The organism is Bacillus sp. TH17, from assembly GCF_016651125.1.
Taxonomy (GTDB): domain Bacteria; phylum Bacillota; class Bacilli; order Bacillales; family Bacillaceae_G; genus Bacillus_A; species Bacillus_A mycoides.
This window is the reverse complement of sequence record NZ_JAEKEN010000001.1, coordinates 2,437,997-2,455,383: the sequence shown is the minus strand read 5'-3', so window position 1 is coordinate 2,455,383 and position 17,387 is coordinate 2,437,997. Positions and strand designations below refer to the sequence as shown.

The window sequence follows — 17,387 nt, the reverse complement described above, 5'->3', positions numbered from 1 at the left end:
TGTTTAAAAGCTATGAAAGGAAATAGTAACAAGTATCTTTTCTTTTAGAGAGTCGGTGGGTGGTGTAAACCGATAGAAAGCGCTTGTGAATCCGTCCTTGAGCGAAATGTGGAACCCTTCAATGTGAAGTTAGTAATCGTTTCCGGTTAAAAACCGTTAATTTTTTAAGTGGAAAGCTTTTATATTCTATGCTTTCAACTAGGGTGGCAACGCGGGTTAACTCTCGTCCCTTTTATAGGGACGGGAGTTTTTTGTGTTTTTTTAGTAAAATTCCCTATCTTAAGAGCTTAATGTGAACGAAGAAGATGACATTAGTCACTTATTAAAGGAGAGATAAGACATGTTAGATGTAAAAGTATTACGTGCTAATTTTGAAGAAGTAAAGAAAAAATTGATTAATCGCGGTGGAGAGTTTCTTGAATTGGATACATTTGAAGAATTAGATCAGAATCGTCGTGAACTGTTAGTAGAAGTAGAAGAATTAAAAAGTAAACGTAATGGAGTATCTGAGCGTATTGCGAAGTTAAAGCGTGAAAAACAAGATGCAAATGAACTTATTAGTGAAATGCGTGAAGTAGGAGAAAGTATTAAAACGTTAGATGATGAGTTACGTAATGTAGAAGAGAAATTGAATTCTATATTATTGGCATTACCAAATATACCTAATGAAACAGTGCCTATTGGAGCATCAGAAGACGATAATGTTGAATTACGTAAGTGGGGAGAAATAAACGAATTTTCATTTGAAGCAAAACCACATTGGGAAGTTGCTGAAAAATTAGGGTTACTAGATTTTGAACGAGCAGCAAAAGTAACAGGAAGCCGCTTCGTATATTACAATGGCTTGGGAGCACGTTTAGAGCGAGCGGTAGCTAACTTTATGCTAGATTTACATGTTGAAGAACATGGATATACGGAAGTAATTCCACCGTTTATCGTAAATAGCGATAGTTTAATAGGAACAGGACAATTCCCAAAATTTAAAGAAGATGTATTTACATTAAAAGACACAGATTACTCTTTAATTCCAACAGCGGAAGTACCATTAGCGAACTATTATCGTGACGAAATATTAAATGGTGCAGAATTACCTATTAATTTTACTGCTCATACGCCATGTTTCCGTTCTGAAGCTGGTAGTGCAGGACGTGACACGAGAGGGCTTATTCGCCAGCACCAATTTAGCAAAGTTGAAATGGTTAAGTATACCAAGCCAGAAGAATCATACGATGAGTTAGAAAAATTAACTGCGAATGCCGAAAGGGTACTACAATTGTTACGATTACCTTATCGAGTTATCGTATTATGTACAGCTGATATAGCATTTCCAGCTGCGAAAACATATGACATTGAAGTTTGGTTACCAAGTTATGGGGGATATCGTGAAATATCTTCTTGCTCAAACTGTGAAGATTTCCAAGCGCGTCGTGCAAGCATACGTTTCCGTCGTACACCAGGTGCAAAACCAGAATTTGTGCACACATTAAATGGTTCTGGGTTAGCTATAGGGCGTACAGTAGCAGCTATTTTAGAGAACTACCAACAAGAAGACGGCTCAGTTATAATTCCAGAAGTATTGCGTCCATACATGGGGGGAGTAGGGGTTATTAAATAAGAATGATGTTGATTTGAAATAAAGTTTAACAGTTTATAAAATGCTAATAAAGAGGTGCTACATGTTATTTCAAAAAGAAAATTTATTAGTTAGATACGTAATAAAAAACGATGCACCTATCATTTCAAAATGGCTAACAGACCCAGAAGTCCTGCAGTATTACGAAGGACGAGATAATCCGCAATCTGTAGAAAAGGTGCTTGATCATTTTATACATCATCCAAACGGTCATGAAAAAAGATGCTTAGTAGAATTTGATGAAATGCCGATTGGTTACATTCAAATGTATCCCGTTGATTTTGAATGGAAAGCGTTATATGGATATGAAGAATCACAAAATGTATGGGGAATGGACCAATTTATCGGTGAACCACTCTATTGGGGAAAGGGAATTGGAACAAAACTCGTTCAAGCAGCAATTACATACATTATGAAAGAAGTGGGTGCAGAAGCAATTGCAATGGACCCTAAAGTAAATAACGAACGTGCGATAAGCTGTTATGAAAAATGCGGATTTAAAAAGGTGAAGATATTAAAGAAACATGAACTGCATGAGGGGAAATTAGAAGATTGTTGGATGGTAGAATATAAACAATTATAATAAATATGCAGGGGCTTATAAAAATAAAGGGAGCTGTGTGAAATGAAAAAGGCATTAATAGTTATTGATGTGCAAGCGGGTATGTATACAGCAGGAATCCCAGTACATAATGGGGAAAAGTTTTTAGAAACGTTGCAAGAGCTCATTGGGGAATGTCGTTCAAATGGTATTCCGGTTATTTATGTCCAACATAACGGGCCAAAAGATCATCCATTAGAAAAAGGGACAGATGGTTGGAAAGTACATGCGGCGATTGCACCGCGAGAAGGGGAGCTTGTCGTTGAAAAGACGACTCCAGACTCATTCCATAAGACAAACTTAAACGAAGTGTTACAAGGAAAAGGGATTGAGCATGTTATTATTTCAGGAATGCAAACAGAGTACTGTGTTGATACGACAACGCGAAGAGCGTTTAGTGAAGGGTATAAAGTAACATTAGTAAGTGATGCACATAGCACATTTGACACAGATGTATTACGCGCTGAAGATATTGTAAAACATCATAATGTTGTATTTGGATCATTTGCAGATGTTATTACGTTAAAAGATTTAAAAGTAAAAGCGTAATTACAGAAGTTGCTGTCTCTTAATGGGGCAGCTTTTTTATTTGAAGATAGGCTATCAAACGTTGTCGATAAATCGATATTTCTTGTCGAACCGTTGATATAATTAGAGTTACGATGGATATATTTCCAAAATCGTTGATATAATTTCATTCACCGTATTGATAGTACAAAAAACAAAAAGGAGCGCCACATCGTCAAAAATTCGACTGATGAGACAGCTACTTTTTTGCATCAGTAATTATGGCTTTATTTCTTCTTATCTTTATCCAACACATTCTGTTCTTCAGCAAACTCCGTACCATATGCAAACCGGCGATTAATTCGAATGTTATCATTGCTGTGCCTTGTGTGGGAATTAGAAAAGCGATGGACGATTACTTCTGATAATGTAAAGACGATGGCAGAAAGGATACTGCCCCATGCAATTTGCATGTAGTTGTCTAATAAAATATTACCGAAAATCCAAACACTTAAGTACGTAAGTAAGAAATCCGTCATAATGGCAGCGGAATTGCCAATTCGATTTAAAATAATTTTATCAACAAACATATAAGAAACGATTGTGACGAAGAGACTAAAAGAAATGATTTGGACGAGCGTTGCTGGGAAAAATAGAGCTAGTCCGATACTAAAAGCGATGATGCATGATATAAATTTGATAAGTATTACAGTAATATCATTCAATATTTACACCTCCCATTTATACATAGTTTTACAATAAATGCAGGAGTTCATACATTGGAACGGTTTAATTTATATAAAACTTTATCATGCTGGAATTTTATCTAAATATTAAAAAAACAATTAAAAAATGTTATAGTGAAATGAGAGCGTATGACATTTTTAGGTAAGGGGGAATCCGGGATGTGGATAACTTCAGAAGTAGAAATTCCAGATGAGTTAATCGATCACCTTGAACAAGGTAAGTTAGTATTATTCGTTGGAGCAGGAGTTTCTATGAAGGGGAAATCAAACTTACCGAATTTCGATGATTTAGTTGATGAAATTTCGAAAGCTTTATATGTCGAAAGGCGTGAGATGACAGAACCCCACGATTATTATCTCGGTAAAATTGCGAAAACGAAAGATGTGCATCAAGTTGCAAGAGACCTCGTTAATATAGAAAAATCAAAACCAAATCCATTACACTATGCGATTCCAAGGCTGTTTCCGTTAGATACGGATGTTCGAATTGTAACGACAAACTTTGATCAACATTTTACGTCTGTAATTACAGAAATGAATAGAGAGCTGAATATTTATTATGCACCTGCTTTACCGACAGGGAGAGCGTTTAAAGGGTTGGCTTACATACATGGGAATGTAGAACAAGAGAAAGAAGCTTTAATTTTAACGGATGGTGATTTTGGAAGGGCTTACTTAACAGAAGGATGGGCGAGACGATTTTTAGTTGATTTATTCTCAAATTACACTGTTTTATTCGTTGGGTATAGTCATAATGATCCTGTAATGAAATATTTAGCAACAGGCTTACCACCGAGTACAAGGCGTTATGCTTTCGTCGCACAAGGTGATAATACATATCATTGGGAGCATTTAGGGATAAGACCGATTGTGTATCCGAATAAAGCAAATAATCATCAGGCGCTTGTGAAAGCGGTGAAGCGGTGGGCGGAATTAATGGGGGATAATTATATTACGAAAAGAATGCGTATTCGTGATATTGTAACCGTTCCTCCATCAGTAGAGCAGGAGCAATTATCCTATATAAAACAGTCAATAAAAAAAATTGAAACCGTTCGGTACTTCGTTGAATTTGCTCGTGATTATGAATGGGTGGAATGGCTTGAAGCAGAAGGGAAACTAAGAAATTTATTTCTACTTACAGCAAATTATGATGAAGTAGATGAATTGCTTGCGGAATGGTTAGTGGAGCAATTTCTATTTAGTCATCAAAAAGAACTATTTCAATTGATTTTTAAAAATCATTCTAAAATATCCCCGTTATGGTGGCGAACAATTTGTACTTACTTAAACGAAACGAAAGAAACGATGGACCCTTTGTTGTTTGCAAGATGGACATTGCTTTTATTAGAAACAGCAGAGAAAGATAGTAGCTCTATTGAAATAATCACATATTTATTGCAAAAATGTTCTTTCCCTCAGCATAAAGAAATTGGCTTGTTGCTATTAACGTTTATTTTAGATGGGAAACTTAAATTGAAGCGTGTAAGAAGATGGGGAAATGATACGCAAGAGTCGATTGAACTCGAGGAATCGAGTCGTATACCGATGCCTATTTTTTCTCATGTGGAGCGAATTTGGAAAGAGAAAATGAGACCTCATATCGCTTACTACGCAAATCCGATTATGGTTACAGGGTTAGAAAAGATACAACTATTGTCATTAAGACAAAATGCACTGAAAAGAAGAGATAGAGAAATTTCAGAGCAGGAGTTACAGCAAAATGATTTTACATTTTTAATTCAAATTGTAAAAGAGTGTCTTACATATTTATGTGAAAACAATGAGAAAAAAGCAAATCATTATATTACAGAAATGATAGAAACTGATAGTGTACTTCAAAAGCGAATTGCAATTGAAGCAATGATTAATAATGTATTCGTTATAGCGGATGACAAACTGAAGTGGTTGTTACATGTAGATGTTCTGTTAGATTTCACATGTAAACATGAAGTGTTTCAACTTTTAAAGAATTATTACGCAGATGCTTTAGAGGAAACGAAAGAAGAAGTAATTCAACATGTATTAGAGTATCTTGCAGAAGAGAGGGCGTTTGATGCTTGTCTTGTAATAGACTTACTATTCACGTGTGATTCGAATAGTAAGTGTACGGCGGAAGGATACGAGCTAATGAAACAGAAACACCCCCATTTTTCTTCAGATCTATACAGTGTTCCAAAGAAAGAGGCAAATGAACAACGTATTACATGCAATGTAACAGCTGATGGATTACTACAGCTGAAAAACGATGAAATAATGGAGCAAGTTCGGCAATTTTCAAGAGACGGTGTTTTTGAACAACGCCATTTTTTAGAGATGTTATCAAAAGCGTGTAAATTGAATGTAGAGTGGAGTATTTCGTTTGCTTATCAACTAGTAGGCGTGCACGAAATTAGTAATGAAGTATGGTTTGTGTGTATTAGAGAATGGCGAAATAATAGGAATTTAACGAGTGAGCAAATTCAAAGGATTATTCCGTTATTGCAGAAGTTTTCTCGAAATACTACTTTTCATTGGCTAATTAGTAGTTTTCTATATGAAATTAGCAATCGATTAGAAGAGCTAGAAGAAAACAGTATACGGGTTATAAAGCGCTTTGCTTTTTCAGTATTTCCACATGTTATGAGAGGGGAAACAGATTTTAAAATTGGAAAACAAGAGTTTTACAATGAGTCTATACAGCATCCTGTTGGGAAGATGACAGCTGTATTGCTAAAACTGTTAGCGTACGATCACTTATATGATCGCAATGTATATGAATATTTATTTTTATTTGAAGAACAGGTAAGGGTTACTTCGGAACGAACGAACTTTATGTTAGCTCGTTTAACAGCAGATATTACGTTTTTATACCATATTGAGAAGCAATGGTGTCGGAAAAATGTATTACCTTACTTAGATTTAAAGAAAGAAAGTGAGCTTACGAAATATGCGTGGGCGGGATTATGTTATACGCAAATTAATCTACCTTTGTTTACAGAAATAAGGCGATATATTAAGTATGCAGTAGAACATTTAGATGCACTACATCCATATACGAGAGAAGCATTTTTAAAATGGCTTAGCTTTGTATTTATTAAATGCGTATTATATTGGGAGCAAAAAACAGATTGGTTATATCCACTTTTGATGCAAGAAAACGAAGAGAATAAAATTAAATTTATGCAGTATTTATGCTACTACGTAAAAACGTTAAGTGGTAAGGAACAACAAAAATTTTGGACAGCGTGGCTTAGTGTGTTTTTAAGAGAACGTCCGAAAATGGGCGTAATAACAACGAGAGAATATATGATGCTTTTACGTATTGTTTTATGCATGGATGAGGTTTTAGAAAAAGGATTAAATATTATTTCTAGTAAATTTCAAGGTGTGGAAGGACAATCTAATCAAGAAGAAATGAAACAGTTGTTTATAGAGATACTTGAAAAGAAAGAGCGTATGAAAGCGTATAAAGAATTGTATGCAAATGTGTTTTTCACTTTACTGCAGACGTGTCAAGAAGCCGATTTACTTGAAAGTGAGATCATACAAATAAAAGAACTATTAACCAGGTATGAAGTAGAAAGACATGTATTAAATTTAATAGAAAATGAAATAATTCGCATCGGAATCGTAACGGAGAATTTACAAGAGGAATCATAGGGCGGAAGTGGAATTTTTAAAAAATATATAAAAAGTTATTGACAGTGTTTTGAAAAGCGTTCTATAATACGAATCATACTTATTCAATTTCAAAAACATTTGAATAAACAAAGTGCAATGAAGAGATCACAGTAGTGGTTAGTCTTACTGTAACAGAGAGCTGGTGGTTGGTGTGAACCAGTACAGGGATAATCATGAATTACAGTCTTGGAGCATCTTTTTCGTAGTAAAGATACTATTGTCTTTATGAAGGAAAAGCGGTCAATTGATCGTTAACAGTGAAGAGAGGTAGACGGAAAGTTAGTCTACAACTAGGGTGGTACCGCGATAAATATCGTCCCTACTGATTTATTCAGTAGGGACTTTTTGTATTTTAGTGGTCCAACTTGAAAATAAAATAGTCACGCGTTGAAAGGAAAAGAAGTAGTTGTTGTTTCCCTGTAACAGAGAGCTGGTGGTTGGTGCGAACCAGTACAAAAACAAGAGCGAATTACAGTCCTGGAGCATCTTTTTCGTAGTAAAGATAGTTATTGTCTTTATGAAGGGAAAGACGGTCAGATGATCGTTAACAATGAAGAGAGGTAGGCGAAATAAGTCTACAACTAGGGTGGTACCGCGATAAATATCGTCCCTACTGATTGAATCAGTAGGGCTTTTTTGTACAAAAAAGTGGCTTATTAACTAGTAGTTAGTGTCTTTATGGTAATTATTAGTTTAAAATAAGAAGAGGTATCGATTCCACTTTAAATTTGTATAATTAACCAGTTCAGAAAATAGAGAATTTTTTATTCTCTTACTATACTTTTAAAACATTAGAGGAGGATTTCCAAATGGCAAATCACGAATTAGATCAATTACGTAAACAGGTAGATGAAATTAACTTACAATTATTACACCTATTAAACAAACGCGGTGAAATCGTTCAAAAGATTGGGGAGCAAAAACAAGTACAAGGTACGAAACGCTTTGATCCAGTACGTGAGCGTGAAGTACTTGATATGCTTGCAGAGCATAACGAAGGACCATTCGAAACGTCAACGATTCAACATATTTTCAAAACGATTTTCAAAGCAAGCTTAGAATTACAAGAAGATGATAACCGTAAAGCATTACTAGTTTCACGTAAAAAGAAAAAAGAAAATACAATTGTTAATGTTAAAGGTGAATTGATTGGAAACGGAACACAAACGTTCATCATGGGACCTTGTGCGGTAGAAAGTTTAGAGCAAGTTCGCCAAGTAGGGCAAGCTATGAAAGACCAAGGCTTAAAATTAATGCGCGGTGGTGCTTTCAAACCGAGAACATCTCCATACGATTTCCAAGGTTTAGGAGTAGAAGGTTTACAAATTTTACGCCAAGTAGCAGATGAGTTCGACTTAGCGATTATTAGTGAAATTTTAAATCCGAACGATGTTGAAATGGCGCTAGAATACGTTGATGTAATTCAAGTTGGAGCACGTAACATGCAAAACTTCGATTTACTACGAGCTGTAGGTAAAGTTAATAAGCCAGTATTATTAAAACGTGGTTTAGCAGCAACGATTGATGAGTTCATTAATGCAGCGGAATACATCATTGCACAAGGTAATGACCAAATTATTCTTTGTGAGCGCGGTATTCGCACATACGAGAGAGCGACACGTAACACATTAGATATTTCAGCAGTACCGATTTTAAAGAAAGAAACACATTTACCAGTTATCGTTGACGTAACACATTCAACAGGACGTAGAGATTTACTATTACCAACAGCGAAAGCAGCACTTGCTATTGGAGCAGATGCAGTAATGGCTGAAGTTCATCCAGACCCAGCAGTTGCGTTATCAGATTCTGCGCAACAAATGGATATTCCAGAATTCCATAGATTCATGGATGAGTTAAAAGGTTTCAAAAATAAATTATCTTAATTCCATATCATAAATGCGCTGAAGAGGAAACAGTAGTGCTTATCTCACTGTTAAAGAGAGCTGATGGCCGGTGTGAATCAGTACAAAGGTAAGCATGAATTACAGCCTTGGAGCATCTTTCCCGCCAACTTTTGGAGAGAAAGACGGTCAAACGATCGTTAAAGAAGAAGAGAGGTAGACGAAAGAAGTCTACAACTAGGGTGGTACCGCGATAAACATCGTCCCTACTGAGCGCTCAGTAGGGACTTTTTTGTACAAAAAAATAGTAAAGGGGCAAGAGAAATGAGATACATTACAGCTGGAGAATCACATGGGCCGCAGTTAACAGTTATTTTAGAAGGTGTACCAGCAGGTTTAACATTAACAGCGGAACATATTAATAAAGAATTATTAAGAAGACAAAAAGGGCACGGACGCGGAAGACGCATGCAAATTGAAACTGATACAGTTGAAATTGTAAGTGGTGTTCGTCATGGGATGACACTTGGCTCGCCGATCACGTTAATTGTAAAAAATGATGATTTCAAACATTGGACGAAAGTAATGGGTGCAGAGCCAATTTCGGAAAAAGAAAGTAAAGATATGAAACGTACAATTACAAAACCACGTCCAGGACATGCGGATTTAAACGGGGCAATTAAATACGGCCATCGTGATATAAGAAACGTATTAGAGCGCTCTTCTGCAAGAGAAACGACAGTTCGTGTTGCTGCTGGTGCAGTTGCGAAACAAATTTTGAAAGAATTAGGCGTGGAAATTGCAGGGCATGTTCTTGAAATTGGTGGGGTACAAGCGAAGCGTATTTCAAACTTACCAATTGAAGAAATTCAAACGATAACTGAAAATTCACCAGTTCGATGTTTAGATAAAGAAGTAGAACAAGAGATGATGAATGCGATTGATGATGCGAAAAGTAGCGGAGATTCTATAGGCGGTATTGTCGAAGTCATTGCAGAAGGAATGCCAATTGGAGTTGGTAGCTACGTTCATTACGACCGCAAATTAGATGCAAAACTTGCCGGTGCTATTATGAGCGTGAATGCGTTTAAAGGTGCTGAAATCGGAATTGGTTTTGAAGCGGCAAGACAGCCGGGAAGTAAAGTGCACGATGAAATTTTATGGGATGAAGAAAAAGGATACACGAGAAATACGAATAATGCCGGCGGTTTAGAAGGCGGTATGACAACAGGTATGCCAATTGTCGTAAGAGGCGTAATGAAGCCAATTCCTACATTATATAAACCGTTAGCAAGCGTAGATATTGATACGAAAGAAGCGTTCCAAGCGAGTATTGAGAGATCTGATAGCTGTGCAGTACCAGCAGCAGGTGTTGTAGCTGAAGCTGTCGTTGCATGGGAACTTGCCGGTGCACTAGTCGAGCAATTCGGAAAAGATCGCATGGAATTACTAAAACAAAATATTTCGCAACATAACAAATACGCAAAAGAATTTTAATGAAAAGGTGGATTTAACATGCGAGTAAAAGATCAACTATCATCATTACAACCGTATAAACCAGGTAAATCACCAGAGCAAATGAAAGAAGTATACGGGAATCATTCATTTGTTAAGTTAGCATCAAATGAAAATCCATTTGGCTGTTCACCTCGTGTTTTAGGAGAATTACAAAAATCGTCGCAGGAACATGCTTTATATCCTGACGGAGGTGCTGAAGTACTCCGTCAAACAATTGCAGAGAAATTACAAGTGCAAATGGAACAAGTGCTTTGTGGTAGTGGACTTGATGAAGTCATTCAAATTATAAGTCGTGCAGTGCTCTGTAAAGGAGATAATATCGTAACTGCTGGCGCGACATTCCCTCAGTACCGTCATCATGCAATTATTGAAGGCTGTGAAGTGAAAGAAATTTCTTTAAAGAACGGTGTATATGATCTAGATGAAATTTCTTCAGCAGTTGATGAACATACAAAAATCGTATGGATTTGTAATCCGAACAACCCGACAGGCACATATGTGAATGAGCGAAAATTGACTCAATTCATTGAAAGCATTAGTGAAAATACGTTAATTGTCATTGATGAAGCGTACTATGAATACGTAACAGCAAAAGATTTCCCTGAGACATTACCGCTTCTAGAAAAACATAACAACATTCTTGTACTTAGAACGTTTTCTAAAGCGTACGGATTAGCTTCTTTCCGCGTTGGTTATGCGATTGGACAGGAAGAGTTAATCGAGAAATTAAATGTCGTACGTTTGCCATTTAACGTATCTTCATTAGCGCAAAAAGCAGCGACGATTGCTTTTAACGATGCAGTATTTATTGAAGAAATTGTACGTGTTAATACAGAGGGATTACAACAATACGAGAGTTTTTGTACGGAAAATGAAATTCCATTTTATCCGTCGCAAACAAACTTCATCTTCTTACCAGTAGATAATGGGGGAGAGATTTATGAAGCTTGTGCACACGCAGGATTTATTATTCGTCCGTTCCCAAATGGTGTCCGTATTACAATCGGAACTAGGGAACAAAATGAAGGAGTGATTTCAGTGTTAAAACAACACTTTGAAAATAAAAAAGGTAAGTCTCGAGATGAGGCAAATGTGTAAAAAGGTAGTATTAATCGGTACTGGATTAATAGGAGGCTCTCTTGCATTAGCGATTAAAAAAGAGCACGATGTAACGATTATCGGTTATGACATATTTAAAGAGCAAGTAGAGCGCGCAAAAGAATTACATGTAGTTGATGAAGTAGCAGTAGATTTACAGCGTGCATGTGAGGAGGCAAATTTAATTGTATTTGCCTCTCCAGTTGAAGAAACGAAAAAGTTGTTACACAAACTTGCATCATTTCATTTACGAGAAGATGTCATTGTTACCGATGTAGGAAGTACGAAAGGGACAATCATGAATGAAGCGGAAGCTTTATTAACAAAGAAAGTTTCATTTATCGGCGGTCATCCGATGGCAGGTTCTCACAAAACAGGAGTTGAAAGTGCAAAGGCACACCTTTTTGAAAACGCATTTTACATTTTAACGCCAATGAATCACGTGCAGGCGGATCAAGTAGACGAGCTAAAAGAATGGTTAAAAGGAACAGGCTCTCATTTTCTTGTATTAAATACAAAAGAACATGATTATATAACAGGAATAGTTAGTCATTTTCCGCACCTAATTGCAGCAGGATTAGTAAAACAAGTTGAGAAACATGCTGGTGATAATCCGCTTATTCATCAACTAGCGGCAGGCGGATTTAAAGATATAACACGTATTGCATCAAGTAGTCCGAAAATGTGGAGTGATATCGTAAAGCAAAATCGCGGGCATTTATTGGAACTATTAGAAGAATGGATTTCAGAAATGGAAGAGCTATATAAGACGGTTTCTAAAGGAGATGCAGGAGAAATACAAAGTTATTTTGCAGATGCGAAAGAATATCGTGACTCTTTACCAGTTCGAAAAAGAGGGGCGATTCCTGCCTATCACGACTTATACGTCGACGTTTTAGATAAAGTAGGGGCATTAGCCCATATCACAAGCATTCTAGCAGAAGAAGAAATTAGTATTACGAACTTGCAAATATTAGAAGCGCGAGAAGGATTGCTCGGAGTTTTACGAATTAGTTTCCAAAGAGAAGAGGATCGAACGCAGGCAAAAATTGCGCTCGGAAAAGAAGAATACCAAACGTATGAAACAATTTAATGAGGAGGGTGACAACGTGAAAGAAAAAACAGTACAAACTGTAAATAACGGATTGAATGGCACAATTACAATCCCTGGAGATAAATCAATTTCCCATCGCGCTGTCATGTTTGGCGCAATCGCGGAAGGTAAAACAACAATTAAAGGATTTCTTCCTGGTGCGGATTGTTTAAGTACTATTTCTTGTTTTAAAGAAATGGGAGTAGAGATTACACAAAATAGAGACGAAGTTACGGTAATTGGAACAGGATTAGAAGGTTTACAAGAGCCAAAAGCTGTATTAGATGTTGGTAATTCTGGTACAACGATTCGATTAATGTCAGGAATACTTGCAAACACACCATTCTTTTCTTGCGTGCAAGGTGATGCTTCAATTGCGAAGAGACCGATGCAACGTGTAACAAATCCACTAAAGCAAATGGGTGCAAAAATTGATGGCCGAAAAGAAGGAACGTTTACGCCGCTCACAATACGAGGCGGGAATTTAAAGGCGATTGAATATACTTCACCGGTAGCAAGTGCGCAAGTGAAATCAGCTATTTTACTTGCAGGCCTTCGCGCAGAAGGTGTAACAACTGTTACAGAACCTCATATTTCCCGCGATCATACAGAAAGAATGCTTGAAGCGTTCGGTGTAAAGGTAACTCGCGTGGGGAAAACTGTAAAACTAGCGGGTGGACAGAAGTTAATAGCAACAGACGTTCATGTGCCAGGTGACGTATCATCAGCGGCATTTTTCTTAGTAGCAGGTGCAATTATTCCAAATAGTAAACTACTATTACAAAATGTGGGGATGAACCCAACACGTACAGGTATTATAGATGTTTTAGAGAAAATGGGTGCTACATTTACTGTAGAGTCAATTAACGAAGGGGCATCTGAACCAGCTGCAAACATTACAATCGAAACGTCTTCACTAAAAGGAATCGAAATTGGCGGAGATATAATCCCAAGATTAATCGATGAAATTCCAGTGATCGCTTTAGCAGCAACACAAGCAGAAGGAATTACAGTCATTAAAGATGCACACGAATTAAAAGTAAAAGAAACGAACCGTATTGATACAGTCGTTGCTGAACTAACGAAACTAGGAGCTCGTATTGAAGCGACCGACGACGGAATGATTATTTACGGTAAATGTAAGCTAAAAGGAACTACAGTACATAGTCACGGTGATCACCGCATTGGAATGATGCTTGCGATTGCCGGCTGTATAGCTGAAGGAGAAACAACGATTGAAGATGCAGAAGCAGTAGGTGTATCGTATCCTATATTTTTTGAAGAACTGCAAACGTTAGCTAAATAAAGTGATGAGAAGCAGATATGCAATGTATCTGCTTTTTTATGTTGGCTTTTTTCGTAAATAATGTTGCTTTATTGCGTAAGAATTTTATCCTTATTGATTTTATGAGATTTTTACGCATAATTGTAATTAAGGGAGATGATTCCAAGTTGAGTAAACAGAATATCAGCACAACAGTTTCAGGGGATTTAATTGTTACCCATCTAATTGGCAAGATTAATACAGCTGATGTTTATGAATGGTTTAATGGCTTCGAGCAGGTTTGTCAGCAATTCATTTCCGAGGGTCGGAAATACAAATTGTTGGTCGATAGAAAAGGATACACGCCAGATCATTTTTCTGTTCAAAAAGCATGGAAAGATAAGTTCTTCAATGAAACCATTTTGAATCACAGTAAGGCAATTGCGTTTCTCCTTGAAGAAGGGGAGATAATGAATTATTTACAACAATCCAATACAAAAGAATCCGTAAAATTTTTCGATGATTATGAACAAGCATTAATTTGGTTGAATGAATATCCAATATAAAACCTTTATTGAACCAGTTTCTCTCAATCAACTGGTTTTTTTTATGCCCGTAATGTTGCCGTTGTCATAAGTTTCATCACTTACAATGGTACCTCTTAGTTTCGCAAACCCAAGAGAACGCAAGGCGTTTAATATTCTTATGCCGCCAATAGAAAGCAGTTGAAAAGAGCCTTTATGTTAGATTGTTTCTAAATCGACATCTTTTGTTGAAACATCCTCGTAATTTCACTTACCGAACTATAATAGTTTGAATTATGATATAATTCAAACGAGGAATGGAGGAGAAATATATGAACGTTATACAATTAAAAGAAGATAAGTTTAGAGAAGCATTACGTTTATCAGAATATGCTTTTCAATATAAAGCAAATGAAGAATGGATAGAGCAGAAAATTGCAAGAATGAAGGAAAGCCATCAAATATACGGTATTATGGAAGGAGAAGAGTTAGCTGCAAAGTTGCACTTAATTCCTTTTCATATTTACATAGGAAAAGAAAAGTTTAAAATGGGCGGCGTTGCGGGGGTAGCGACGTATCCGGAATATAGAAGAAGTGGATATGTAAAAGAGTTACTTCAGCATTCACTGCAAACTATGAAAAGAGATGGATATAGTGTATCGATGTTACATCCATTTGCCGTTTCATTTTATCGTAAATACGGCTGGGAACTTTGTGCGAATCGAATCGTATGTCAGATGACAAAGAGCGATTTAATAATTAAAAAACAAGTGAATGGTACAGTGAAACGTTTTAGTAAAGATAATCATCCAGAAGAAGTAGAGAATCTATATGAAACATTTGCAGAACGATTTTCTGGTATGTTAGTTCGCGGACGTAAATGGTGGCTACAAGCGGTGTATCATGATTTAACATTGGCAGTTTACTACGATGAAAATAAAACGGCGGCTGGTTACATTTTATACAAAATAGAGAATTCTAAAATGAAAGTAGAAGAATTTGTCCCATTACATAATGAAGCAAGAATTGGTCTTTGGAACTTCATCTGCCAACATGATTCTATGATTAAAGATCTAGAAATGATACTAAGTGAGACAGAACCACTTCTTTACACATTACAAGAACCACGAGTAAAAGCAGAAGTAACTCCATATTTCATGGGAAGAATTGTAGATGTAGAACAGTTTTTCAAACAATATGAATGGAACTGGAACAACGAAGAGCAAGAAGTAATTTTACATATTACAGATTCATTTGCACCGTGGAATAACGTAACGGTTCAACTTAAAAATAATGAAATAACAATCGTTAAAGAAGAAACAGCAAAAGAAAATGGAATTCAAATCGATATTAATGCGTTATCTACTATTATGTTTGGTTACAAGCGACCGCTAGAATTAAATGAAATAGACTTAATAAGCGGTAGCGAAGAGGAGATACGTGCATTTGAGAATGTAGTGCCGGTGCGTAAGCCGTTTATTTATGATTTCTTTTAATTAATGTCATGTGCTATGTATGAGTAACAAAGTACTATAATGATAAACTTTTTATTATAGTACTTTTCTATTTAATAGAGTGAAATCATTGTTTTAGGAGGAAAAGTAAAATGATTAGGCAAGCCGTAGGTGCGGTCGTATTCCAACACAGTGAATTTTTATTGGTACATAAGGTGAAAATTAGCGACATAGATGGAGAATATGCTATGTCAAAGGGGGAATGGGATTTTCCTAAAGGTGGAGTGAAACATACAGATAATGATTTAGAGAGTGCTATTTTGAGAGAGCTGGAAGAAGAAACTGGATCTACAAAGTTTAAAGTTATAAAACAATTTGAAGATAAAATTTGCTTTGGCTTTCCTGAAGAATTCAAAATGAAAATTGGATATGAAGAGCAAGAAACTACTATGTTTTATGTAGAATATATAGGTGACAGAATAGATTTACATCCAAAAGATAATGAAATAAGTCAAGTTCAATTTTTTAAGATACAAGATGTATTGAGGGTTTTAAGTCATGATGATACGAAGAAATTTTTTGATGGGATAACGCAAAAAATGTATTAATATCTTAATTGAGTGTGTTATTTTATAAATGTTTCAATAGCGTATTTACACACTTGACTTTTAATCCATGTAATTTATAATTATAAACGGAATGAATTTTCATTCCTGAAAATTGAGGTGAGAAAAATGGCTAAAAATAAGCAAGAGGATATTTTTGATGCTGCTATAAAACTTTTCGCAGAGCGTGGTTACGATGGTACGACAATTCCGATGATCGCTGAAAAAGCAAATGTCGGCGCTGGTACTATTTATCGCTATTTTGAAAATAAAGAGGCACTCGTTAACTCATTATTTTCAAAAAGCATGCTACAGCTATCTGAAACAATAAAAACTGATTTTCCTGTTGAAGCAAATATTCGAGAACAGTTTAGTCATACGTATAACCGTTTATTTGAATTTGCGAGAAACAATGTGGATGCTTTTCTTTTTACAAATTCGCACTGTGATAGTTATTTTCTTGATGAACAGAGTAAGAAAATATTTGACGATTTTATAGGCTTCTTTATGAATATTATTGAAGATGGAATCGAAAAAGGTTTTCTTCGTCCATTGCCTATAATTGCTTTAATTATTATTGTATATCAACCGCTTGAAAAATTAATAAAAGTAATGGCGACAGGGCAGTTAGAATACTCAAAAGAATTAGTAAAAGAATTGGAAGAGAGCTCTTGGAATGCTATTAGAATCATTTGATTCTATAGCTTTATAAGGACAGGAATGAACATTCATTCCTAAATAAATATAAAAAACGATTACAGGAGATGATATATCTGTACAATTAAAGGAATGAATATTCATTCCGCAGGGAGTGATTTAATAGAATTGAAAAATAAT

Annotated in this window: 14 protein-coding genes and 4 other annotated features; of the genes, 13 read left to right on the top strand and 1 reads right to left on the bottom strand. The window is 35.9% G+C overall.

Features of this window, described 5'->3' with window-relative positions:
* Nucleotides 1-3: 3 nt before the first annotated feature.
* Nucleotides 4-234 (top strand) — a binding site (T-box leader).
* Nucleotides 235-340: 106 nt separating this feature from the next.
* From serS to JFT95_RS12475, 3 genes are all read left to right on the top strand, one after another.
* Nucleotides 341-1,615, top strand: a complete 1,275-nt coding sequence (gene serS, locus JFT95_RS12485) for a serine--tRNA ligase (RefSeq protein WP_201052376.1) — start codon at nt 341-343, stop codon at nt 1,613-1,615.
* Between the two features lie 61 nt (nt 1,616-1,676).
* Nucleotides 1,677-2,216 (top strand): GNAT family N-acetyltransferase, encoded by a 540-nt coding sequence (locus tag JFT95_RS12480; RefSeq protein WP_201052373.1) that lies wholly within the window; start codon nt 1,677-1,679, stop codon nt 2,214-2,216.
* A gap of 42 nt (nt 2,217-2,258) precedes the next feature.
* Nucleotides 2,259-2,783, top strand: a complete 525-nt coding sequence (locus tag JFT95_RS12475; protein ID WP_149190627.1) for a cysteine hydrolase family protein — start codon at nt 2,259-2,261, stop codon at nt 2,781-2,783.
* Nucleotides 2,784-3,028: 245 nt separating this feature from the next.
* Here the strand turns inward: JFT95_RS12475 and JFT95_RS12470 are convergent, their stop codons facing one another.
* Nucleotides 3,029-3,466: a YndM family protein gene (locus JFT95_RS12470; protein ID WP_002168161.1), complete on the bottom strand. Its 438-nt coding sequence runs from the start codon at nt 3,464-3,466 to the stop codon at nt 3,029-3,031.
* Nucleotides 3,467-3,616: 150 nt separating this feature from the next.
* Here JFT95_RS12470 and JFT95_RS12465 point away from each other — a divergent pair, with 150 nt between their 5' ends.
* The 10 genes from JFT95_RS12465 (at nt 3,617) to JFT95_RS12420 (ending at nt 17,246) form a co-directional block, all read left to right on the top strand.
* The gene (locus JFT95_RS12465) at nt 3,617-7,129 is read left to right on the top strand and encodes a DUF4020 domain-containing protein (protein ID WP_201052371.1); all 3,513 of its coding nucleotides are present in this window, start codon (nt 3,617-3,619) and stop codon (nt 7,127-7,129) included.
* Between the two features lie 108 nt (nt 7,130-7,237).
* Nucleotides 7,238-7,474 (top strand) — a binding site (T-box leader).
* 54 nt (nt 7,475-7,528) lie between these two features.
* Nucleotides 7,529-7,765 (top strand) — a binding site (T-box leader).
* A 194-nt stretch (nt 7,766-7,959) separates the two neighbouring features.
* Nucleotides 7,960-9,036, top strand: coding sequence for a bifunctional 3-deoxy-7-phosphoheptulonate synthase/chorismate mutase (locus tag JFT95_RS12460; protein WP_002013433.1), 1,077 nt, complete (start codon nt 7,960-7,962; stop codon nt 9,034-9,036).
* 9 nt (nt 9,037-9,045) lie between these two features.
* Nucleotides 9,046-9,265, top strand: a binding site (T-box leader).
* Between the two features lie 53 nt (nt 9,266-9,318).
* Nucleotides 9,319-10,491, top strand: a complete 1,173-nt coding sequence (aroC, locus tag JFT95_RS12455) for a chorismate synthase (RefSeq protein ID WP_061690228.1) — start codon at nt 9,319-9,321, stop codon at nt 10,489-10,491.
* An 18-nt stretch (nt 10,492-10,509) separates the two neighbouring features.
* Nucleotides 10,510-11,610 (top strand): histidinol-phosphate transaminase, encoded by a 1,101-nt coding sequence (hisC, locus tag JFT95_RS12450; RefSeq protein ID WP_061690229.1) that lies wholly within the window; start codon nt 10,510-10,512, stop codon nt 11,608-11,610.
* Nucleotides 11,603-12,703: a prephenate dehydrogenase gene (gene tyrA / locus JFT95_RS12445; RefSeq protein WP_002084896.1), complete on the top strand. Its 1,101-nt coding sequence runs from the start codon at nt 11,603-11,605 to the stop codon at nt 12,701-12,703. The genes hisC and tyrA overlap by 8 nt, the downstream gene beginning before the upstream one ends.
* A 16-nt stretch (nt 12,704-12,719) precedes the next feature.
* Nucleotides 12,720-14,009 (top strand): 3-phosphoshikimate 1-carboxyvinyltransferase, encoded by a 1,290-nt coding sequence (gene aroA / locus JFT95_RS12440; RefSeq protein ID WP_201052369.1) that lies wholly within the window; start codon nt 12,720-12,722, stop codon nt 14,007-14,009.
* A gap of 17 nt (nt 14,010-14,026) precedes the next feature.
* Nucleotides 14,027-14,533: a SpoIIAA family protein gene (locus JFT95_RS12435; protein ID WP_061674135.1), complete on the top strand. Its 507-nt coding sequence runs from the start codon at nt 14,027-14,029 to the stop codon at nt 14,531-14,533.
* Nucleotides 14,534-14,823: 290 nt separating this feature from the next.
* Entirely contained in the window at nt 14,824-15,987 is a 1,164-nt protein-coding gene (locus tag JFT95_RS12430) for a GNAT family N-acetyltransferase (RefSeq protein ID WP_002142242.1), read from the top strand.
* A 110-nt stretch (nt 15,988-16,097) separates the two neighbouring features.
* Entirely contained in the window at nt 16,098-16,553 is a 456-nt protein-coding gene (locus JFT95_RS12425; protein ID WP_016101189.1) for an NUDIX domain-containing protein, read from the top strand.
* 126 nt (nt 16,554-16,679) lie between these two features.
* Nucleotides 16,680-17,246: a TetR/AcrR family transcriptional regulator gene (locus JFT95_RS12420; RefSeq protein WP_002013443.1), complete on the top strand. Its 567-nt coding sequence runs from the start codon at nt 16,680-16,682 to the stop codon at nt 17,244-17,246.
* Nucleotides 17,247-17,387: the final 141 nt, after the last annotated feature.

Excerpts from the sequence above, each read along its gene's own strand:
- serS (WP_201052376.1), top strand. The coding sequence starts at position 341 with ATGTTAGATGTAAAAGTATTACGTGCTAATTTTGAAGAAGTAAAGAAA.
- JFT95_RS12480 (WP_201052373.1), top strand. The coding sequence starts at position 1,677 with ATGTTATTTCAAAAAGAAAATTTATTAGTTAGATACGTAATAAAAAAC.
- JFT95_RS12475 (WP_149190627.1), top strand. The coding sequence starts at position 2,259 with ATGAAAAAGGCATTAATAGTTATTGATGTGCAAGCGGGTATGTATACA.
- JFT95_RS12465 (WP_201052371.1), top strand. The coding sequence starts at position 3,617 with ATGACATTTTTAGGTAAGGGGGAATCCGGGATGTGGATAACTTCAGAA.
- JFT95_RS12460 (WP_002013433.1), top strand. The coding sequence starts at position 7,960 with ATGGCAAATCACGAATTAGATCAATTACGTAAACAGGTAGATGAAATT.
- aroC (WP_061690228.1), top strand. The coding sequence starts at position 9,319 with ATGAGATACATTACAGCTGGAGAATCACATGGGCCGCAGTTAACAGTT.
- hisC (WP_061690229.1), top strand. The coding sequence starts at position 10,510 with ATGCGAGTAAAAGATCAACTATCATCATTACAACCGTATAAACCAGGT.
- tyrA (WP_002084896.1), top strand. The coding sequence starts at position 11,603 with ATGTGTAAAAAGGTAGTATTAATCGGTACTGGATTAATAGGAGGCTCT.
- JFT95_RS12435 (WP_061674135.1), top strand. The coding sequence starts at position 14,027 with ATGCAATGTATCTGCTTTTTTATGTTGGCTTTTTTCGTAAATAATGTT.
- JFT95_RS12430 (WP_002142242.1), top strand. The coding sequence starts at position 14,824 with ATGAACGTTATACAATTAAAAGAAGATAAGTTTAGAGAAGCATTACGT.
- JFT95_RS12425 (WP_016101189.1), top strand. The coding sequence starts at position 16,098 with ATGATTAGGCAAGCCGTAGGTGCGGTCGTATTCCAACACAGTGAATTT.
- JFT95_RS12420 (WP_002013443.1), top strand. The coding sequence starts at position 16,680 with ATGGCTAAAAATAAGCAAGAGGATATTTTTGATGCTGCTATAAAACTT.